The following is a 14,817-nucleotide window of genomic DNA, read 5'->3' on the forward strand; positions in this document are numbered from 1 at the left end:
GCTCCACGCTAACCGGGGGGTCTGCGTGAGAACGCCGCCTCCGCGTTCCGCTCACCCCGCGTCTCACCCGTTTGCGATCACAGACCGAACCGCACGCCGACGTGCGTGCGCGATGCGCCCCCGCGGCATCCCCTGTTCACGCCGGTGCAGGGGCAAACCGCCCGTCGGTCAGCCCGCCTCGCGGTACTCCGTCGGCAGGGCGGGCTCCGACCCGCTGAGTGCGAGCGCCCGCACCGGCAACTCCTCGCGCACGCGGGCGTGGTGCGCGCGTGCCGCCTCGACGCCCTCGTGGCCGAGGGTTGCGGCATCCGCCTCGCCGTCGACCATGAGCGTGGCCTGGAGGGGACGGGCATCGGGATGCTCGGCGGCGGTGGACAGTTCCTCGAACCCGTCGCTGACCATGATGAGCTCCGAGGTGGCGGTCCCCCCATCGAGGGTGCGGAACGCCGCCTTGCGGCCCCCGTGCGAGGCCTTCTGCGCCGATGCCTTCGCGACACCCACCCATGAGCCGTCGGCGGATTCGCGCGCGACGAGCTTGAACACCAGACCCGCGGTCGGAACGCCGGAGCCGGTCGCGACCGACGTGCCGACGCCGTAGGAGTCGACCGGAGAGGCCGCGAGCGCGGCGAGCGCGTACTCGTCGAGGTCGCTCGTGACGGTGATGCGCGTGCCCGTGGCGCCGAGCTCGTCGAGCAGCGCCCGCACCTCGCCCGCGACGATCGGCAGGTCGCCCGAGTCGATGCGTACGCCGCCGAGCTGCGGACCGGCCACGCGCACGGCGGTTCGCACGCCCTCGGCGATGTCGTAGGTGTCGACGAGCAGGGTGGTCCCGCTGCCGAGCGCGTCGATCTGCGAACGGAAGGCGTCTTCCTCGCTGTCGTGCAGCAGCGTCCACGCGTGGGCGGCGGTGCCCATCGTCGGCACGCCCCAGCGACGCCCCGCCTCGAGATTGCTGGTGGCCGAGAAGCCGACGATGTAGGCGGCACGCGCGGCGGCGACCGCTGCCTCTTCGCTCGCGCGACGCGAGCCCATCTCTGCGAGCGGTCGGTCGCCGGCGGCGATGCTCATGCGCGCTGCCGCCGTGGCGACGGCGGAGTCGTAGTTGAGGATGCTGAGCGCGAGCGTCTCCAGCAGCACCGCCTCGGCGAAGGTTCCCTCCACGGTCAGCAGGGGGGAGCCGGGGAAGTACAGCTCACCCTCGCGGTAGCCGGTCACCGATCCCGTGAAGCGGTAATCGGCCAGGAAGTCGAGGGTCGTGGCATCCACCACTCTCGCGTCCCGCAGGTAGCGCAGTTCGTCGTCGCCGAAGCGGAAGTCGCGGATCGCCTCGAGCAGCCGGCCGGTGCCCGCGACGACACCGAAGCGGCGTCCGCCCGAGAGTCGGCGCCCGAACACCTCGAACACGCAGCGTCGCGAGGCCGTGCCGTCGCGGAGGGCCGCGTCGAGCATCGTCAGTTCGTAGCGGTCGGTGTGCAGGGCGGTGCTGCGGCTCATCGCGCCAGCCTATTCCGGCGTCGTGGGCAGCTCGGGAGTTTGTGCGCGTATTCATACGGCCTTGCGCTGTGCCGAATTCCTGAGTTCTGCGCCCGCGAACACCCCTGAGGGCTGGATCGGCTTGGGCGCGCGGAAGTCCTCAGGAGTTCGGCACGCGCCCCGCACCGCCCCCGCGCCCCCGCCGCAGGTGTGCGGCCCCCGCGGCCCCGCACCGATCCGTGTCGGCCCTGCCCGGTAGGCTGGGCACCTATGGACAACGCGCCGATCGGGATCTTCGACTCGGGAGTCGGCGGTCTCACCGTCGCCCGGGCCGTGTCGGCGCAGCTGCCGCGCGAGTCGATCCTCTACATCGGCGACACCGCCCGCTCTCCCTACGGCCCGAAGCCCATCGCCGACGTGCGCAAATACGCGCTCGAGGTGCTCGACACCCTCGTCGAGCAGGGCGTGAAGATGCTCGTCATCGCCTGCAACACCGCGTCGGCGGCGATGCTCCGCGACGCGCGCGAGCGCTATGACGTACCCGTGGTCGAGGTGATCGGCCCCGCCGTGCGCACCGCCATGTCGACGACCCGCAACGGCCGCATCGGCGTGATCGGCACGGCCGGGACGATCGGCTCGCGGGCGTACCAGGACATGCTCGAGGTCAACGAGAACCTCACGGTGTTCGCCGAGGCGTGCCCGCGATTCGTCGAGTTCGTCGAGGCCGGCGTCACCGACTCGCCCGAGGTGCTCGCCACCGCCGAGCAGTACCTCGCGCCGCTGCGGCACGCCGGGGTCGACACGCTCGTGCTCGGCTGCACGCACTACCCGTTCCTCGAGGGCGCCATCAGTTACGTGATGGGTCCCGAGGTCAGCCTGGTGTCGAGCGACAGCGAGACGGCGAAAGACGTCTATCGCCAGCTCGTCTCACGCGACCTCCTGGCGAGCCCGGATGCCGTTCCGACGCACCGCTACGAAGCCACCGGGTCGTCGGCCGACGACTTCCTGCGCCTGGCGCACCGCCTCATGGGCCGCGAGGTGCGCGAGGTGCAGCTCGTGCAGACCGGCGCCATCGACCTGCCGCGCCGAGGCACGGCATCCCTTTCGTCCGAGGAGGACACATGACCCGTAAAGACGGCCGCACCGCCGATCAGCTCCGCCCCGTCACCATCGAACGCGGATGGTCGGCACACGCCGAGGGCTCGGCCCTCGTCACCTTCGGCGGCACCAAGGTGCTGTGCACGGCGTCGTTCACTAACGGCGTTCCCCGCTGGCTCACCGGCAAGGGCAAGGGGTGGGTCACGGCCGAGTACGCCATGCTGCCGCGCGCGACGAACAGCCGCAACGACCGCGAGAGCATCAAGGGCAAGGTCGGCGGTCGCACCCACGAGATCTCGCGCCTGATCGGCCGGGCGCTGCGCGCCGTCGTCGACACCAAGGCGCTGGGCGAGAACACGATCGTCATCGACTGCGACGTGCTGCAGGCCGACGGCGGTACCCGCACCGCCGCCATCACGGGTGCCTACGTCGCCCTGGCGGATGCCATCGCCTGGGGACGCGAGAAGAAGTTCATCGCGCAGCGCTCCGAGGTGCTGCGCGACTCGGTCGCGGCGGTGTCGGTCGGCATCGTCGACGGCGAACCGCTGCTCGACCTGGCCTACGTCGAAGACGTGCGCGCCGAGACCGACATGAACGTCGTCGTCACCGGTCGCGGTCTGTTCGTCGAGGTGCAGGGCACCGCCGAGGGCTCGCCGTTCGACAAGGCCGAGCTCGACCGCCTGCTCGAGCTGGGCGTGAACGGCTGCGCCGAGCTGCGCGGCATCCAGATCGCGACGCTCGAAGGCTGACCATGCCGCGCATCGTGCTGGCCACGCACAACCCGCACAAGGTCGAGGAGTTCCAGGCGATCGTGGCCGAGGTGCGCCCCGATCTCGACGTCGTCGCCTATGACGGTCCCGAACCGGTCGAGGACGGCGTCACGTTCGCGGCGAACGCGCTGATCAAGGCGCGTGCGGCCGCGGCCCACACGGGGCTGCCCGCGTTGGCCGATGACTCCGGGATCGCCGTCGACGTGCTCGGCGGGTCGCCGGGGGTGTTCTCGGCCTACTGGGCGGGGCACAAGAAGGACTCCGCGGCCAACCTGGAGCTGTTGCTCGATCAGTTGTCCGACGTCGCCGATCCGCACCGCGCGGCGCAGTTCGTGTCGGTGATCGCGCTCGTGCGCTCCGACGGCACCGAAGAGACGATCGAGGGACGCTGGCCGGGCCGCCTGGCGATGCAGCCGGCCGGACCGGGTGGGTTCGGGTACGACCCGATCTTCGTGCCCGACGGTCAGCCCGCCGATGCCGAGCGGACGGTCGGCGAGTGGAGCGCGGCCGAGAAGAACGCGTCGTCGCACCGGTCCCGCGCCTTCGTCGCCCTCGCGCCGCTCCTCGAGTCCCTCTGAGCGTGGAGGAGGACCGATGAGCCCTCTTCCGTCGGTGTCGATCATCGTTCCCGCCTACAACGAAGAGGCGGTCATCGAGCAGTGCCTGAACGCCATCGTGGGCCAGACGCTCCCCGCCACCGAGGTGCTCGTCGTCGACAACCGCTCGACCGACGGCACGCGCGCGGTGGTCGAGGGCGTGAGCGCGCGGCATCCCGACGCCGGCATCCGTCTGCTGCGTCAGGACGACCGCCAGGGACTGGTGCCCACCCGCAATCTGGGGATGGATGCCGCCACCGGCGACGTGCTCGCGCGGATCGACGCCGACACCGTCCTCAAACCCGAGTGGGTGGCCCGGGTCTCGCACATCTTCGCGTCGACAGACGTGGATGCCGCGTCGGGACCCGTCGAGTACTACGACCTGCCTCTGCGTGCGGTGGGACATCAGATCGACGATGCCTTCCGACGCCTGCAGGTCAAGCTCGCCGGCGACTTCGTGTTCCTGTTCGGCAGCAACATGGCCGTGCGGCGGGAGGCGTGGCACGACGTGCGGGAGTTCCTGTGCGACGACGAGGCCGACGTGATGCACGAAGACCTCGACATCGCCATCCACCTCGCCCTCGGGGGGCGTCGGATCGGCTACTTCTCGCGGATGGTCGCGGGCATCGGCGCGCGGCGCCTCGACGACCGCCCTCGGGACTTCCGGCGTTACATCGACCGTTTCGAGAACACGTACGCCGCGCACGGCATCCGCGACGTGCGACTCCGGGCTCCGATGGCGGTGTTCCTCGGCGTGTACCCGGCGCTGCACGCGCATCGGCGGATCCAGGCGCAGCTGAATGCACGTCGGCGCTGACCGAGAAGGCGGTCGGGCGACCGCGTCGGGCCGGGACAACCCTGTCGGGTCGCCGCGGGGGAGCCGACACCGGTTCTCATTCCCGACTACCGCGATATCACGCGGCGCCCGCGGTGCGCGGCCTAGCCTGAAGTCATGCACGATCACGCGCCTGCCGGCGGCATCCGCGATGCCGGCAACAGACGTCTGCTCACCATCGCTCTCACCCTGACCGCGACGGTCATGGTCGTGCAGATCGTGGGGGCGATCCTGTCGGGCTCGCTCGCCCTGCTGGCCGACGCGGCGCACATGTTCACCGACGCGGCCGCGCTCGTGGTGGCGCTGATCGCCACGGCGATCGCCGCCCGCCCGGCCGATGACCGCCGCACCTTCGGATACCAGCGTGCCGAAGTGCTCGGCGCGCTCGCGAACGGCGTGATCCTCATCGCGCTGTGCGCCTGGGTGGGCGTCGAGGCCGTGCAGCGGCTGCTCGCGCCGGCCGACGCCGAGGTGCAGGGCGGGCTCATGCTCGTCGTCGCGACGGTCGGCATGATCGCCAACGCCGTGTCGATGTGGGTGCTCGGTCGCGCGCAGAAGCGCAGCATCAACGTGCGCGGCGCGTATCTCGAGGTGCTGGGCGACCTGGTCGGGTCGATCGCGGTCATCATCGCGGCGATCGTGATCGTGACGACCGGATTCGCGCAAGCGGATGCCATCGCCTCACTGCTCATCGCGGTGCTGATCGTGCCGCGTGCCATCGGTCTTCTGCGCGAGGTCGTCGTCGTGCTCACCGAGTCGGCGCCCGTCGGCGTGCACGTGGCCGAGATCCGGCAGCACCTGCGCGAGGCCGACGGCGTGGTCGACGTGCACGACGTGCACGTCTGGCAGCTCACGCGGGGCGCGCCGGTGTTCAGCGCGCACGTGATCGTCGACGACGCGGCGCTGTCGGACGGTCGCGCCGCCGCGATCCTCGCGACGCTGCAGGGCTGCCTCGCCGAGCACTTCGACGTGGAGCACTCGACCTTCCAGCTCGAGCCCGCCGGGCACGTCGAGCACGACTCACAGCACGCGTAGAGCCGGGGATCCCGCCGGGCTCGGCCCGGGTCGGCGAGGGCGCGCATACGCCCGGGCTCCGCGCTCAGCCGGCCCGTGCTCAGACCTCCCGCACCACCTCGCCCGGATCCTTGTCGGGCCGCAGACCCCGCCAGCGTGCCTGGCGCAGGATGCCGCCGGGGGTGAACTCCGCGAACTCCACCTCGGCGACGAGTTCGGGCCGCACCCACAGCGCGTCGCGGGCGTCGGCGGCGGGCACCCCCACGAACGGGTCGGTGTCGCTGCCGAGCGCACCGAGCACCTCGCCGAGTCTGGCCAGCGTCTGCTCGCCGAAACCCGAGCCGACCCGGCCCGCGTAGTGCAGGCCGTCCGGCCCGGGAACACCGACCAGCAGCGACCCGATCGTGCCCGCGCGGTTGCCCTTGCCCGGGCGCACGCCGCCGATCACGACCTCCTGCGTGCGCGAATGCTTCACTTTGAGCCACTGTTCCGAACGCTCGCCGCGGCGGTAGGCCGAACCGGGATCCTTGACCACGACGCCCTCGAGTCCGAACCGGCCGCTCGTGGCGACGGCGGCGTCGACGTCGTCGAACACGGGCGGCAACACGACGGGGGGCCCGGCATCCTGCGCCAGCGCCTCCAGGATGCCGCGCCGCTCGGTCAGCGGCAGGGCGGCGACGTCGCGCTCACCGACCGAGAGCACGTCGAACAGGTACAGCTGCACCGGTGTCCGCCGCGCTTCGCGCTCGATCTCGCGGGGCTGTGCGAGGTTCATCCGCTTCTGCAGCAGGGGGAAGCTCGGGCGCCCCTGCGCGTCGAGCGCGACGATCTCGCCGTCGACGACCGCGGGCTTCGGGCCGAGTCCGAGGTCGACGGTCGTGAGTTCGGGGTAGGCGGCGGTGAGGTCGTTGCCGTTGCGCGATCGCAGGCGCAGCCGCTCGCCGTCCCAGAGACCGATTCCCCGGATGCCGTCCCACTTCATCTCGACCCACGGCTCGCCCCAGCGGCCGGCGGCGGCTCGGGCGATACCGGCCGTGGCGGCGGTGGACAGCATGGGGCGCAGCTGCGCGGGGCTCGGGAGACTCGCGGGGGTCGGGGAACGGGCGGGGCTCGGGGGCGTCGGCGACGTCGAGGTACGCGGCGCCGACTCGGGGGAGGATTCCGGCTCGGGCGCGGCCCGATCCGCGCGGCCGTGATCGAGGGCCACCACCGGGTCGCCCTCGCTCTGCGGCCGACCCTCGGCATCCGTCTTCATCCGGTGCAGCAGCCACTGCGACTTCTCGCCCGCGCCCTCCGTGCGGATGAGGGCCAGACGCACTCGGCCGAGCGGCCCGTCGGGCCCGCCCTCGAGGGTGGCGATGACCTCGTCGTCGCGCCATTTCTCGAGCTCGTAGGTGCCCGTGTCCCACACCGTCATGATGCCGGCGCCGTACTCGCCGCGGGGGATCTCGCCGGCGAAGTCGAGGTACTGCATCGGGTGGTCCTCGGTCATGACCGCGAGGCTGTTCTTCGCCGTCGTCGGGGGGACTCCCTTCGGGACGGCCCAGCTGACCAGTACCCCGTCGTGTTCGAGTCGCACGTCCCAGTGCAGACGGGTGGCGTGGTGCTCCTGGATGACGAAGCGAGGGAGACCGTCGGGTGCGGCGTCGGCGTGCGGGGCATCGGGCACGGGCTCGGGGGTCGCGCCCGCCGTGCGCTTGGAGATGTACGCGCGGAGCGGTCCCGCGTCGCGCTCGACCGGCGAGAGCGGATCGCCGGGGCGATCGAGCACCTCGGTGAACAGCAGGTGGCGCAGGCCGGGGTCGTCGAGCTCTTCCCACGTGCGCGGTGCCGCGACGGTCGGGTGCGATCGTCCCCGCAGCGAGTACGGCGCGATCGTGGTCTTCGAGCCGTTGTTCTGGCTCCAGTCGATGAAGACCTTCCCGGGGCGCGCGGACTTCGACATCTGACTGACCACCAGGTCGGGGTGGTCGGCTTCGATCGCCCGGGCGAGTTCTTTCGCGATGGCGCTGGCGGCGTCGCTGGACTGGCGGCCGTCGAGGTGCGCGTAGAGGTGGATGCCCTTGCTGCCGCTCGTCACCGGCAGCGGGTCGAGGCCGATGTCCTGCAGGATGACGCGCGCCCACCGTGCCACCTCGGCGCACTCGGCCAGGCCGACGCCGGGTCCGGGGTCGAGGTCGAGCACCAGGCGATCGGGGGGGAGTTTCTCGCCGTCGGGCGAGAACCGCCACTGCGGCACGTGCAACTCGAGGCTCGCGACCTGCGCCAGGTAGACGACGGTGGGCAAATCGTCGACGAGGGGGTAGTCCTTGGCGCCCGAGGAGTGGTCGATCGGCAGGCGCCGCACCCAGGTCGGCGCTCCGGGTTCGAGGGCCTTGGCGAAGAAGGGCTCGCCCGGGTCGGCGTCGGTGCCGACCCCGTCGGGCCAGCGCTTGCGGGTGACGGGACGCTCCCGCACGTGGGGGAGCAGGCGCGGGGCGATACGGGTGTAGTAGTCGATCACCTCGCCCTTGGTGGTCCCCGTCTCGGGGTACAGCACCTTGTCGAGGTTCGACAGGCGCAGGCGGCGTCCGCCGATGCGCACCGTCTGCTCCGTCATCGCCCCAGCGTAGAGCGGGGGCGAGTCCCTCGCGCGGCAACCCCCTCGGCATCCGCCCCTCTTTCGGTGTTCACTGTTCCCATGCGATCGATCTGGAAGGGCGCCCTGACCTTCGGCCTGGTCAACGTGCCCGTGAAGGTGTACTCGGCCACCGAGGACCACGACGTCTCTCTGCACCAGGTGCACAACAAGGACGGCGGGCGCATCCGGTATCAGCGCATCTGCGAGGTCGACGGCGAGGTGGTGCCCTACGCCGACATCGATCGCGCGTACGACGACGGCGAGCAGACGGTCGTGCTGACCAAAGACGACCTCGCGTCGCTGCCGAGCGAACGCAGTCGCGAGATCGAGGTGGTCGAGTTCGTCCCCAGCGATCAGGTCGATCTGCTGACCCTCGACAAGGCGTACTACCTCGAGCCCGACTCCTCGTCGCCGAAGGCGTACGTGCTGTTGCGCAAGACGCTCGAGCAGACCGACCGCACCGCGATCGTGCGCTTCTCGCTGCGTCAGAAGACGCGGCTCGCGGCCCTGCGCGTGCGCGACGACGTGCTCGTGCTGCAGACGCTGCTCTGGGCCGACGAGGTGCGCGAGGCTGCGTTCCCCGCGCTGGATGAGAGCGTGCGCATTTCGGCGAAGGAGCTCGAGATGTCGGCCTCTCTGGTCGAGAGCTTCTCGAAGGATTTCGACCCCGAGGAGTTCACCGACGAGTACCAGGCCGAGCTGCGCACCCTCATCGACGCGAAGCTCGAGCAGGGCGACGCCATCGACACCGCGGCGACCTTCGGCGAGCAGGAGAGCGACGACGACGGCGGCGAGGTCATCGACCTCATGGAGGCCCTGCGCGCGAGCGTCGAGCGCAGCCGCGCCGCCCGCACCGAGAAGGCCGACGACGCGCCGACCAAGAAGGCGCCGGCGAAGAAGAAGAGCTCGAAGGCGTCCTGAGTCAGCGCGCGGGCTGGTCGCCGTCTTCGAGCGTCTTCGGGTCGAGCGTGAGGGCCTCGGCCTCGGCGTGCGTCACCACTCCGTGGCCCGCGGCGGCGTCGCGCTTGGCGGCGGCGCGTTCGCGGAAGTAGTGGATGCCGATGAACACGACCGTGCCCGCGACGGCGGCGAGCAGGATGACGTCGATGTACTCCGTCACGATGTCGCGGATGAACGGGATGTATCCCACCACGTAGCCGAGCATGGTGAGGCCGATGCCCCAGATGATCGCGCCGATGAGGTTGTACAGCGTGTACTTGCGCCACGGCATGTGGCCGACGCCGGCGGCGATGGGGGCGAACGTGCGCACGACGGGCACGAAGCGGGCGAGGATGACGGTCAGACCGCCGAACCGCTCGAAGAACGCGTTCGTGCGCTCGACGTTCTTCCTGCTGAAGATGCCGGATTCCTTGCGCTCGAAGATCGAGGGCCCGGCCTTGTGCCCGATGTAGTACCCGACTTCACCGCCGATGAAGGCGGCCACACCGATGGCGAGCGCCACCCACCAGGCGTTCAGTCCGAACACGCCGTTGGGTGCCTGCGGGGTGGAGTGCGAGAGCAGCCCGGCCATGATCAGCAGGGTGTCGCCGGGCAGCAGGAAGCCGATGAGCAGACCGGTCTCGGCGAAGATGATGAAGCACACGACCAGCAGCGCCCAGGGCTGCGAGTTGGTGATGATCGTCGCGGGGTCGAGCCACGGGAGCAGCGCGCTGGTGGTGTGGATCACATCGGTCCCGTCGGGTCGGAGTATCGGTGCGGGGAGCAGCGAGAATCGTGCGGAAGGGGGGACTTGAACCCCCACGCCCGAAGGCACAGGAACCTAAATCCTGCGTGTCTACCGATTCCACCACTCCCGCGAATGGGTTCATTCTAGGTCCGCGTGAGCGGCGCTACGTGTGAAGCGGCCCCCAACCGCCGCGACCTCACCCGCGGGTGGTGCGCGGGGGCGACACGCCGGGGGAATGCGGGCGTCGACCGCGTGCTTGTCTTCCGCATGAAGGCGATCACGTACTCCCAGCCCGGTGACTCCTCCGTTCTCTCGCTCGCGGAGCGCCCGCTTCCCGAACCCGGCGCGGGCGAAGTGCGCGTGCGCATCGTCGTGTCGGGGGTGAACCCCACCGACTGGAAGGCCCGGGCCAGCACCGACCGGCCACTCGCGTTCGACGAAGTGACGCCCAACCAGGACGGGGCGGGAATCGTGGATGCCGTCGGCGACGGCGTCGAGGGTCTCTCGGTGGGCCAGCGGGTGTGGGTATACCTCGCCGCGCACCAGCGTCCGACCGGAACCGCGGCCGAGTACTCGGTGCTCCCCGCCGAGCGCGCCGTCCCGCTGGCCGACGCGGCGTCGTTCGAGCTCGGCGCGAGCCTCGGCGTTCCCGCGATGACGGCCCACCGCGCCCTCACCGTGCACGAAGACGGCCCGTCGCGCCTCGCCCCGGGCGCCCTGTCCGGGCGCACCGTGCTCGTGCAGGGCGGGGCCGGAGCGGTCGGACACGCCGCCATCCAGCTCGCCGTCTGGGCCGGAGCCACCGTCATCGCCACGGTCAGCAGCGACGCGAAAGAGGCGCTCGCGCGCGCGGCCGGCGCCCACCACGTTCTGCGCTATCCGAACGAGGCGCTCGCCGACGGCATCCGCGAGCTCGCTCCGAACGGGGTCGAGCACATCGTCGAGGTCGCCATCGCCGACAACGCCGGTCTCGACGTCGAGGTGATCGCGAACCACGGCACCATCGGGTACTACGCCGACAACGGGGGCGATGCCTTCACGGCGGCGGTGCGCGCGAGTTTCGCCAAGAACGTCCGCTGGCAGGGCCTGCTGCTGTACACGGTGGGCGAGCGCGCGCTCGCCGCGGCCGCCGAAGACGTCTCGGCCGCGGTGGCGGCCGGAGCGCTGCCGGTGGGCGAGGAGGCCGGACTGCCCCTCAGCGGGTTCCCCCTCGACCAGACCGCCGCCGCGCACGACGCGGTCGAGGCGGGCGTCACCGGTAAGGTCCTGATCCGCGTGGCCGACGAGCGCTGAGCCCCGACCGACCCGCAGGGCAGCGGGACGGATCGTCCCGCCTCGAACGACGACGTCCCGCCGGGATCACGCACCTCACGGTGCGGATCCCGGCGGGACGGTCGTTCCGGGGCCGCGCGTCTCACGCGGCCCCGGTCCTCGTCACTGCTGCGGACGTCGGCGGACGACGGCGGTGCCGGCGGCCACGATGACTCCGAGGGCGAGCATGCCGATGCCGATGGCGGGCAGCGGCGAACCCGCGACGTCGGAACCGGTGCGCGGCAGGTTGCTGCCGGGGCCGTTCGCGCCGGGACCCGTCGTCGCCGTGGGCACCGGGCTCGGGGTGGCCGTCGGCTCGCCGGTGGGCTCACCCGTCGGCTCCGGGGTCGGCTCGGTGGTGGGCTCGGGCGAGGGCTCGCCGGGCGTGGGCTCGGGAGTGGGCTCCGGATCGACGGCGGCGTCCCACGCCAGGGCGAAGGCGGCGTGCCCGATCGCGGGAGTGAAGATGTCGATCGAGTCGCGGTTCACGTTCGCGAGGGTGTCGTCGACCGTGTGGTAGTTGCGGTCCATGAAGACCCCGGGGGTGCCGCCGAAGAGCTCGGCCTGCTCGTCGGTCTTGATGTCGTCGCCACCCGAGAAAAGGCCGCCCGAGGGGATGCCGTTGTCGATGAACGCCTGGTAGTCCGAGCGACCCGAGTACTCGGAGTCGATCCACGGCTGTTCGATCGAGTCGAAGTAGTCGGTGTAGATCTTCTCGATCTCGACCGAACCGTCGGGGATGGTCACCCCGTCGGCGGGGAACGTCGAGCGATCGGCGTCGTACACGCCCACCGTGAAGTTCTCGGAGCCGATCATGTCGTAGTTGAGGTACGCCGAGATGCGCGCGAGTTCGGCGGGGTCGTTCTGCACCAGGTCGTCGACGTAGGCGGTCGAGCCGAGCAGGCCGATCTCCTCGGCGCCCCAGAGCGCCAGACGGATGCGCTTGTCGTTGGGAACCTCGGATGCCGCGACCTTCTCGGCCAGGGCGAGCACGGCGGCCGAGCCCGAGGCGTTGTCGTTCACGCCCGGGCCTTCGGCCACGCCGTCGAGGTGCGCGCCGATGACGACGGTGTCCTCGGGGTCGCCCGCGATGCTGTCGGCGATGACGTTGAAGGTCTGTGAGACGAGGAACTGCTTCTCGATGACGGCGGTGCCCTCGACGGGCGCGTCGGCGGCAGCGGCCTCGACGAGAGCGGCGAGCGTGTCGCCGGCGGACTGGGGAAGGGTCGCCGCGGGGGAGTCCTCTTCGTTGCGGGGACCCGAGCCGACGTTGGTCAGCTGGTCGTCGGGCGAGATGCCCTCTTCGGCCGGCCGTTCGTTGTTGTAGACGAAGACGCTGCCCGCTCCGGCGGCCGAGGCGAAGTCGATCTTCTCCTCGAAGGTGCAGACGCCGCGCTGGACCAGCACGATGGCGCCGGCGGGGACGGTGGCGTAGTCGGTCGCGGCGCAGCCGATGTGCGTGCCCTCGGCGTCGAGGGGCAGCGCCAGAGCCGCGGTGTACGGCTCGTCGGTGCCTTCGCTGTTGTCGAAGTGCGAGCCGGTGTAGGTCGTGCCATCGACGGTCAGCGAGGCTTCGCCCAGCTCGGAGTAGGGCACGTCGAAGGTCTGCCGCGAGACGGTGAACGCCCCGGTGCCCTCGAGGATCTGCTCTGCGTACTGCGCCGCGGCCTCGTAGCCCGGACCGTTCCAGGTGCGGTAGCCCTGATCGGCGAACGACTCGGTGATGTCGGCCAGCTCGGTCAGGTGGGTCATGACGTCGGCGCCGGTGAGGCCGAGGTCGTCGGGGGCGTCGCCGGGGGCGGGGGCGGCGAACGCCGCGGGGGCGATCATCAGGGCGCCGCCGACGAGAGCGCTCGTCGCCAGCACGGCCGACGCGCGTCGAGCGCGTGAGGCAGTGGGGTGCAGGGTGTTCCGGGGCACGATGGGGAAACCTCTCCGCGGGCACCATCGCCCGCTTCATCCAGGGGGAATGACACGTCACCGTCAAAATGGCGATCGCGTGACCGATTCTCATCGGAAATTCATCAGATGGCCAGAGTCCGCCGGATTTTTTACCGTCCCGAAACACGTCCCGGCTGTCGGGGGAGTGTCGGATGGCAGCCGTTCCGGCTCGCTCCCGCGCGTCAGGGGCGGCGTCGAGGGACGTATCGCGGCACCCATCGCACGAACCCGATCGCGCCGAGCAGGGCGATGAATCCCATGGCCCCCACGCCGACCGACAGCGAGACGAGCGCGGTCAGAGCCGACACCAGCAGGGGGGCGGTCGCGCCCCCGGCGTCGGTGAGCGTGCGCCACGAACCGAGGAACGCGGCCGGCTCCGTCGGCGGGGCGATGTCGGCACCCAGGGTGAGCAGGATGCCGCTCGACAGCCCGTTGCCGACGCCGAGCACCGCGGCGAACAGGGCGAACCACATCTCCGCGCTGCCGAGGTCATGCGTGAACGAGAGCGCGAGGAAGCCCGCCCCCATCAGCACCATCGCGGGCAACGCCGCCCACAGGCGCCCGAAGCGGTCCATGACCTGGCCGCTGGCGTAGAACAGCGCGAAATCGATGGCGCCCGAGACTCCGACGACCACGGCGATGGTCCCGGCATCCAATCCCAGCGACACACCCCAGAGCGGCAGCACCACCTGACGCGCCGAGCGGACGGCAGACAACGAGGCCGCCGCGAGACCCAGGCGCGCGAGCACACCGCGGAAGCGCCACATCGTGCGGAACACCCCCACCCGCTCGACGACGGGAATCGCTCCGGTCACCGGCTCGCCGCTGTCTTCGGCATCGCGGGAGTCGGCCTCGCGGGAGTCGGGGTCGCGGGAGTCGCCCTCGTTGCGTCGGCTCACGGAGCCCGCGCCCACCGGCACGGCCTTCTCGGGATCGGGCCCGAAGAACACCAGGAGGATCGTCGCGACCTGGCACACGGCGAAGAAGACGATGGATGCCGTCTCGTCGCCGAAGATCCCCAGCAGCGCCGCCGAGACGAACGGCCCGACGAACATTCCGAGGCGGAAGGTCCCGCCCAGCAGCGACAGCGCGCGAGCGCGAAAGTGCAGGGGCACCCGGGTGGTCATGAAGGAATGGCGCGCGAGGGCGAACGCCGCGGCGCAGAATCCGATGAGGAACACGGCCGCGGCGAACAGCAGCAGGGAGTTCGCGAAGACCACTCCTGTCAGACCGCCCAGGATCACGATGCCGGCGACACCCATCGTCAGGCGCTCGCCGAATCGCGCGACCGCCCATCCGGCGGGGATGTTGCCGCAGAGCTGGCCCACGACCAGGGCCGCCGCCACGAGCGCGGCCACGGCGACGTCGGCCCCGAGGCGGTCGGCGATCACCGGGATGAGGGGGATGACGGCCCCCTCGCCGAGGGCGAACAGCAGGGTGGGACCGTAGATCATCGGCGCGAAGCTCACCAG

Annotated in this window: 12 protein-coding genes and 1 tRNA gene; 7 read left to right on the forward strand and 6 right to left on the reverse strand. The window is 71.0% G+C overall.

The features are described from left to right. Positions 1-168 precede the first annotated feature (168 nt). Complete coding sequence (locus tag ASG45_RS09595; protein WP_055836353.1) at positions 169-1,494, reverse strand: nicotinate phosphoribosyltransferase; 1,326 nt, start codon at positions 1,492-1,494, stop codon at positions 169-171. A 249-nt stretch (positions 1,495-1,743) separates the two neighbouring features. Here ASG45_RS09595 and murI point away from each other — a divergent pair, with 249 nt between their 5' ends. The 5 genes from murI (at position 1,744) to ASG45_RS09620 (ending at position 5,807) form a co-directional block, all read left to right on the forward strand. Next, complete coding sequence (murI, locus tag ASG45_RS09600) at positions 1,744-2,598, forward strand: glutamate racemase (RefSeq protein WP_055836356.1); 855 nt, start codon at positions 1,744-1,746, stop codon at positions 2,596-2,598. Continuing rightward, positions 2,595-3,320, forward strand: a complete 726-nt coding sequence (gene rph, locus ASG45_RS09605; RefSeq protein ID WP_055836360.1) for a ribonuclease PH — start codon at positions 2,595-2,597, stop codon at positions 3,318-3,320. The genes murI and rph overlap by 4 nt, the downstream gene beginning before the upstream one ends. A 2-nt stretch (positions 3,321-3,322) precedes the next feature. Further along, complete coding sequence (gene rdgB / locus ASG45_RS09610) at positions 3,323-3,919, forward strand: RdgB/HAM1 family non-canonical purine NTP pyrophosphatase (protein WP_055836363.1); 597 nt, start codon at positions 3,323-3,325, stop codon at positions 3,917-3,919. Between the two features lie 16 nt (positions 3,920-3,935). Next, the gene (locus ASG45_RS09615; protein ID WP_055836366.1) at positions 3,936-4,754 is read left to right on the forward strand and encodes a glycosyltransferase; all 819 of its coding nucleotides are present in this window, start codon (positions 3,936-3,938) and stop codon (positions 4,752-4,754) included. Positions 4,755-4,889: 135 nt separating this feature from the next. Further along, positions 4,890-5,807, forward strand: a complete 918-nt coding sequence (locus ASG45_RS09620; protein ID WP_055836369.1) for a cation diffusion facilitator family transporter — start codon at positions 4,890-4,892, stop codon at positions 5,805-5,807. Between the two features lie 79 nt (positions 5,808-5,886). Here ASG45_RS09620 and ASG45_RS09625 read toward each other — a convergent pair whose 3' ends face one another. After that, entirely contained in the window at positions 5,887-8,385 is a 2,499-nt protein-coding gene (locus tag ASG45_RS09625; RefSeq protein ID WP_055836372.1) for an ATP-dependent DNA ligase, read from the reverse strand. Positions 8,386-8,466: 81 nt separating this feature from the next. Between ASG45_RS09625 and ku the strand changes: the two genes are divergently transcribed. Beyond that, a complete protein-coding gene (gene ku / locus ASG45_RS09630; protein ID WP_055836375.1) occupies positions 8,467-9,327 on the forward strand; it encodes a non-homologous end joining protein Ku in 861 nt (286 codons plus the stop codon). Position 9,328: 1 nt separating this feature from the next. On the opposite strand, the gene ASG45_RS09635 is transcribed toward ku, so the two are convergent. Both ASG45_RS09635 and ASG45_RS09640 read right to left on the reverse strand, forming a co-directional pair. Further along, on the reverse strand, positions 9,329-10,093 hold the full coding sequence (locus ASG45_RS09635; protein ID WP_055837845.1) for a DedA family protein: 765 nt from the start codon (positions 10,091-10,093) through the stop codon (positions 9,329-9,331). A gap of 48 nt (positions 10,094-10,141) precedes the next feature. Next, positions 10,142-10,223: transfer RNA gene (locus tag ASG45_RS09640), tRNA-Leu, on the reverse strand. A gap of 137 nt (positions 10,224-10,360) precedes the next feature. Between ASG45_RS09640 and ASG45_RS09645 the strand changes: the two genes are divergently transcribed. Beyond that, a complete protein-coding gene (locus ASG45_RS09645) occupies positions 10,361-11,386 on the forward strand; it encodes an NADPH:quinone reductase (RefSeq protein WP_055836379.1) in 1,026 nt (341 codons plus the stop codon). A 141-nt stretch (positions 11,387-11,527) separates the two neighbouring features. On the opposite strand, the gene ASG45_RS09650 is transcribed toward ASG45_RS09645, so the two are convergent. After that, complete coding sequence (locus ASG45_RS09650) at positions 11,528-13,324, reverse strand: M20/M25/M40 family metallo-hydrolase (RefSeq protein WP_156459419.1); 1,797 nt, start codon at positions 13,322-13,324, stop codon at positions 11,528-11,530. Between the two features lie 203 nt (positions 13,325-13,527). After that, the gene (locus ASG45_RS09655; protein ID WP_055837847.1) at positions 13,528-14,799 is read right to left on the reverse strand and encodes an MFS transporter; all 1,272 of its coding nucleotides are present in this window, start codon (positions 14,797-14,799) and stop codon (positions 13,528-13,530) included. Positions 14,800-14,817: the final 18 nt, after the last annotated feature.

The sequence above is a fragment of the Microbacterium sp. Leaf436 genome, from assembly GCF_001424715.1.
GTDB lineage: Bacteria > Actinomycetota > Actinomycetes > Actinomycetales > Microbacteriaceae > Microbacterium.

What these genes read in the sequence shown, in the direction of transcription:
- ASG45_RS09595 (WP_055836353.1), bottom strand. Translation starts at nt 1,494, where the DNA reads ATGAGCCGCAGCACCGCCCTGCACACCGACCGCTACGAACTGACGATG.
- murI (WP_055836356.1), top strand. Translation starts at nt 1,744, where the DNA reads ATGGACAACGCGCCGATCGGGATCTTCGACTCGGGAGTCGGCGGTCTC.
- rph (WP_055836360.1), top strand. Translation starts at nt 2,595, where the DNA reads ATGACCCGTAAAGACGGCCGCACCGCCGATCAGCTCCGCCCCGTCACC.
- rdgB (WP_055836363.1), top strand. Translation starts at nt 3,323, where the DNA reads ATGCCGCGCATCGTGCTGGCCACGCACAACCCGCACAAGGTCGAGGAG.
- ASG45_RS09615 (WP_055836366.1), top strand. Translation starts at nt 3,936, where the DNA reads ATGAGCCCTCTTCCGTCGGTGTCGATCATCGTTCCCGCCTACAACGAA.
- ASG45_RS09620 (WP_055836369.1), top strand. Translation starts at nt 4,890, where the DNA reads ATGCACGATCACGCGCCTGCCGGCGGCATCCGCGATGCCGGCAACAGA.
- ASG45_RS09625 (WP_055836372.1), bottom strand. Translation starts at nt 8,385, where the DNA reads ATGACGGAGCAGACGGTGCGCATCGGCGGACGCCGCCTGCGCCTGTCG.
- ku (WP_055836375.1), top strand. Translation starts at nt 8,467, where the DNA reads ATGCGATCGATCTGGAAGGGCGCCCTGACCTTCGGCCTGGTCAACGTG.
- ASG45_RS09645 (WP_055836379.1), top strand. Translation starts at nt 10,361, where the DNA reads ATGAAGGCGATCACGTACTCCCAGCCCGGTGACTCCTCCGTTCTCTCG.
- ASG45_RS09655 (WP_055837847.1), bottom strand. Translation starts at nt 14,799, where the DNA reads ATGATCTACGGTCCCACCCTGCTGTTCGCCCTCGGCGAGGGGGCCGTC.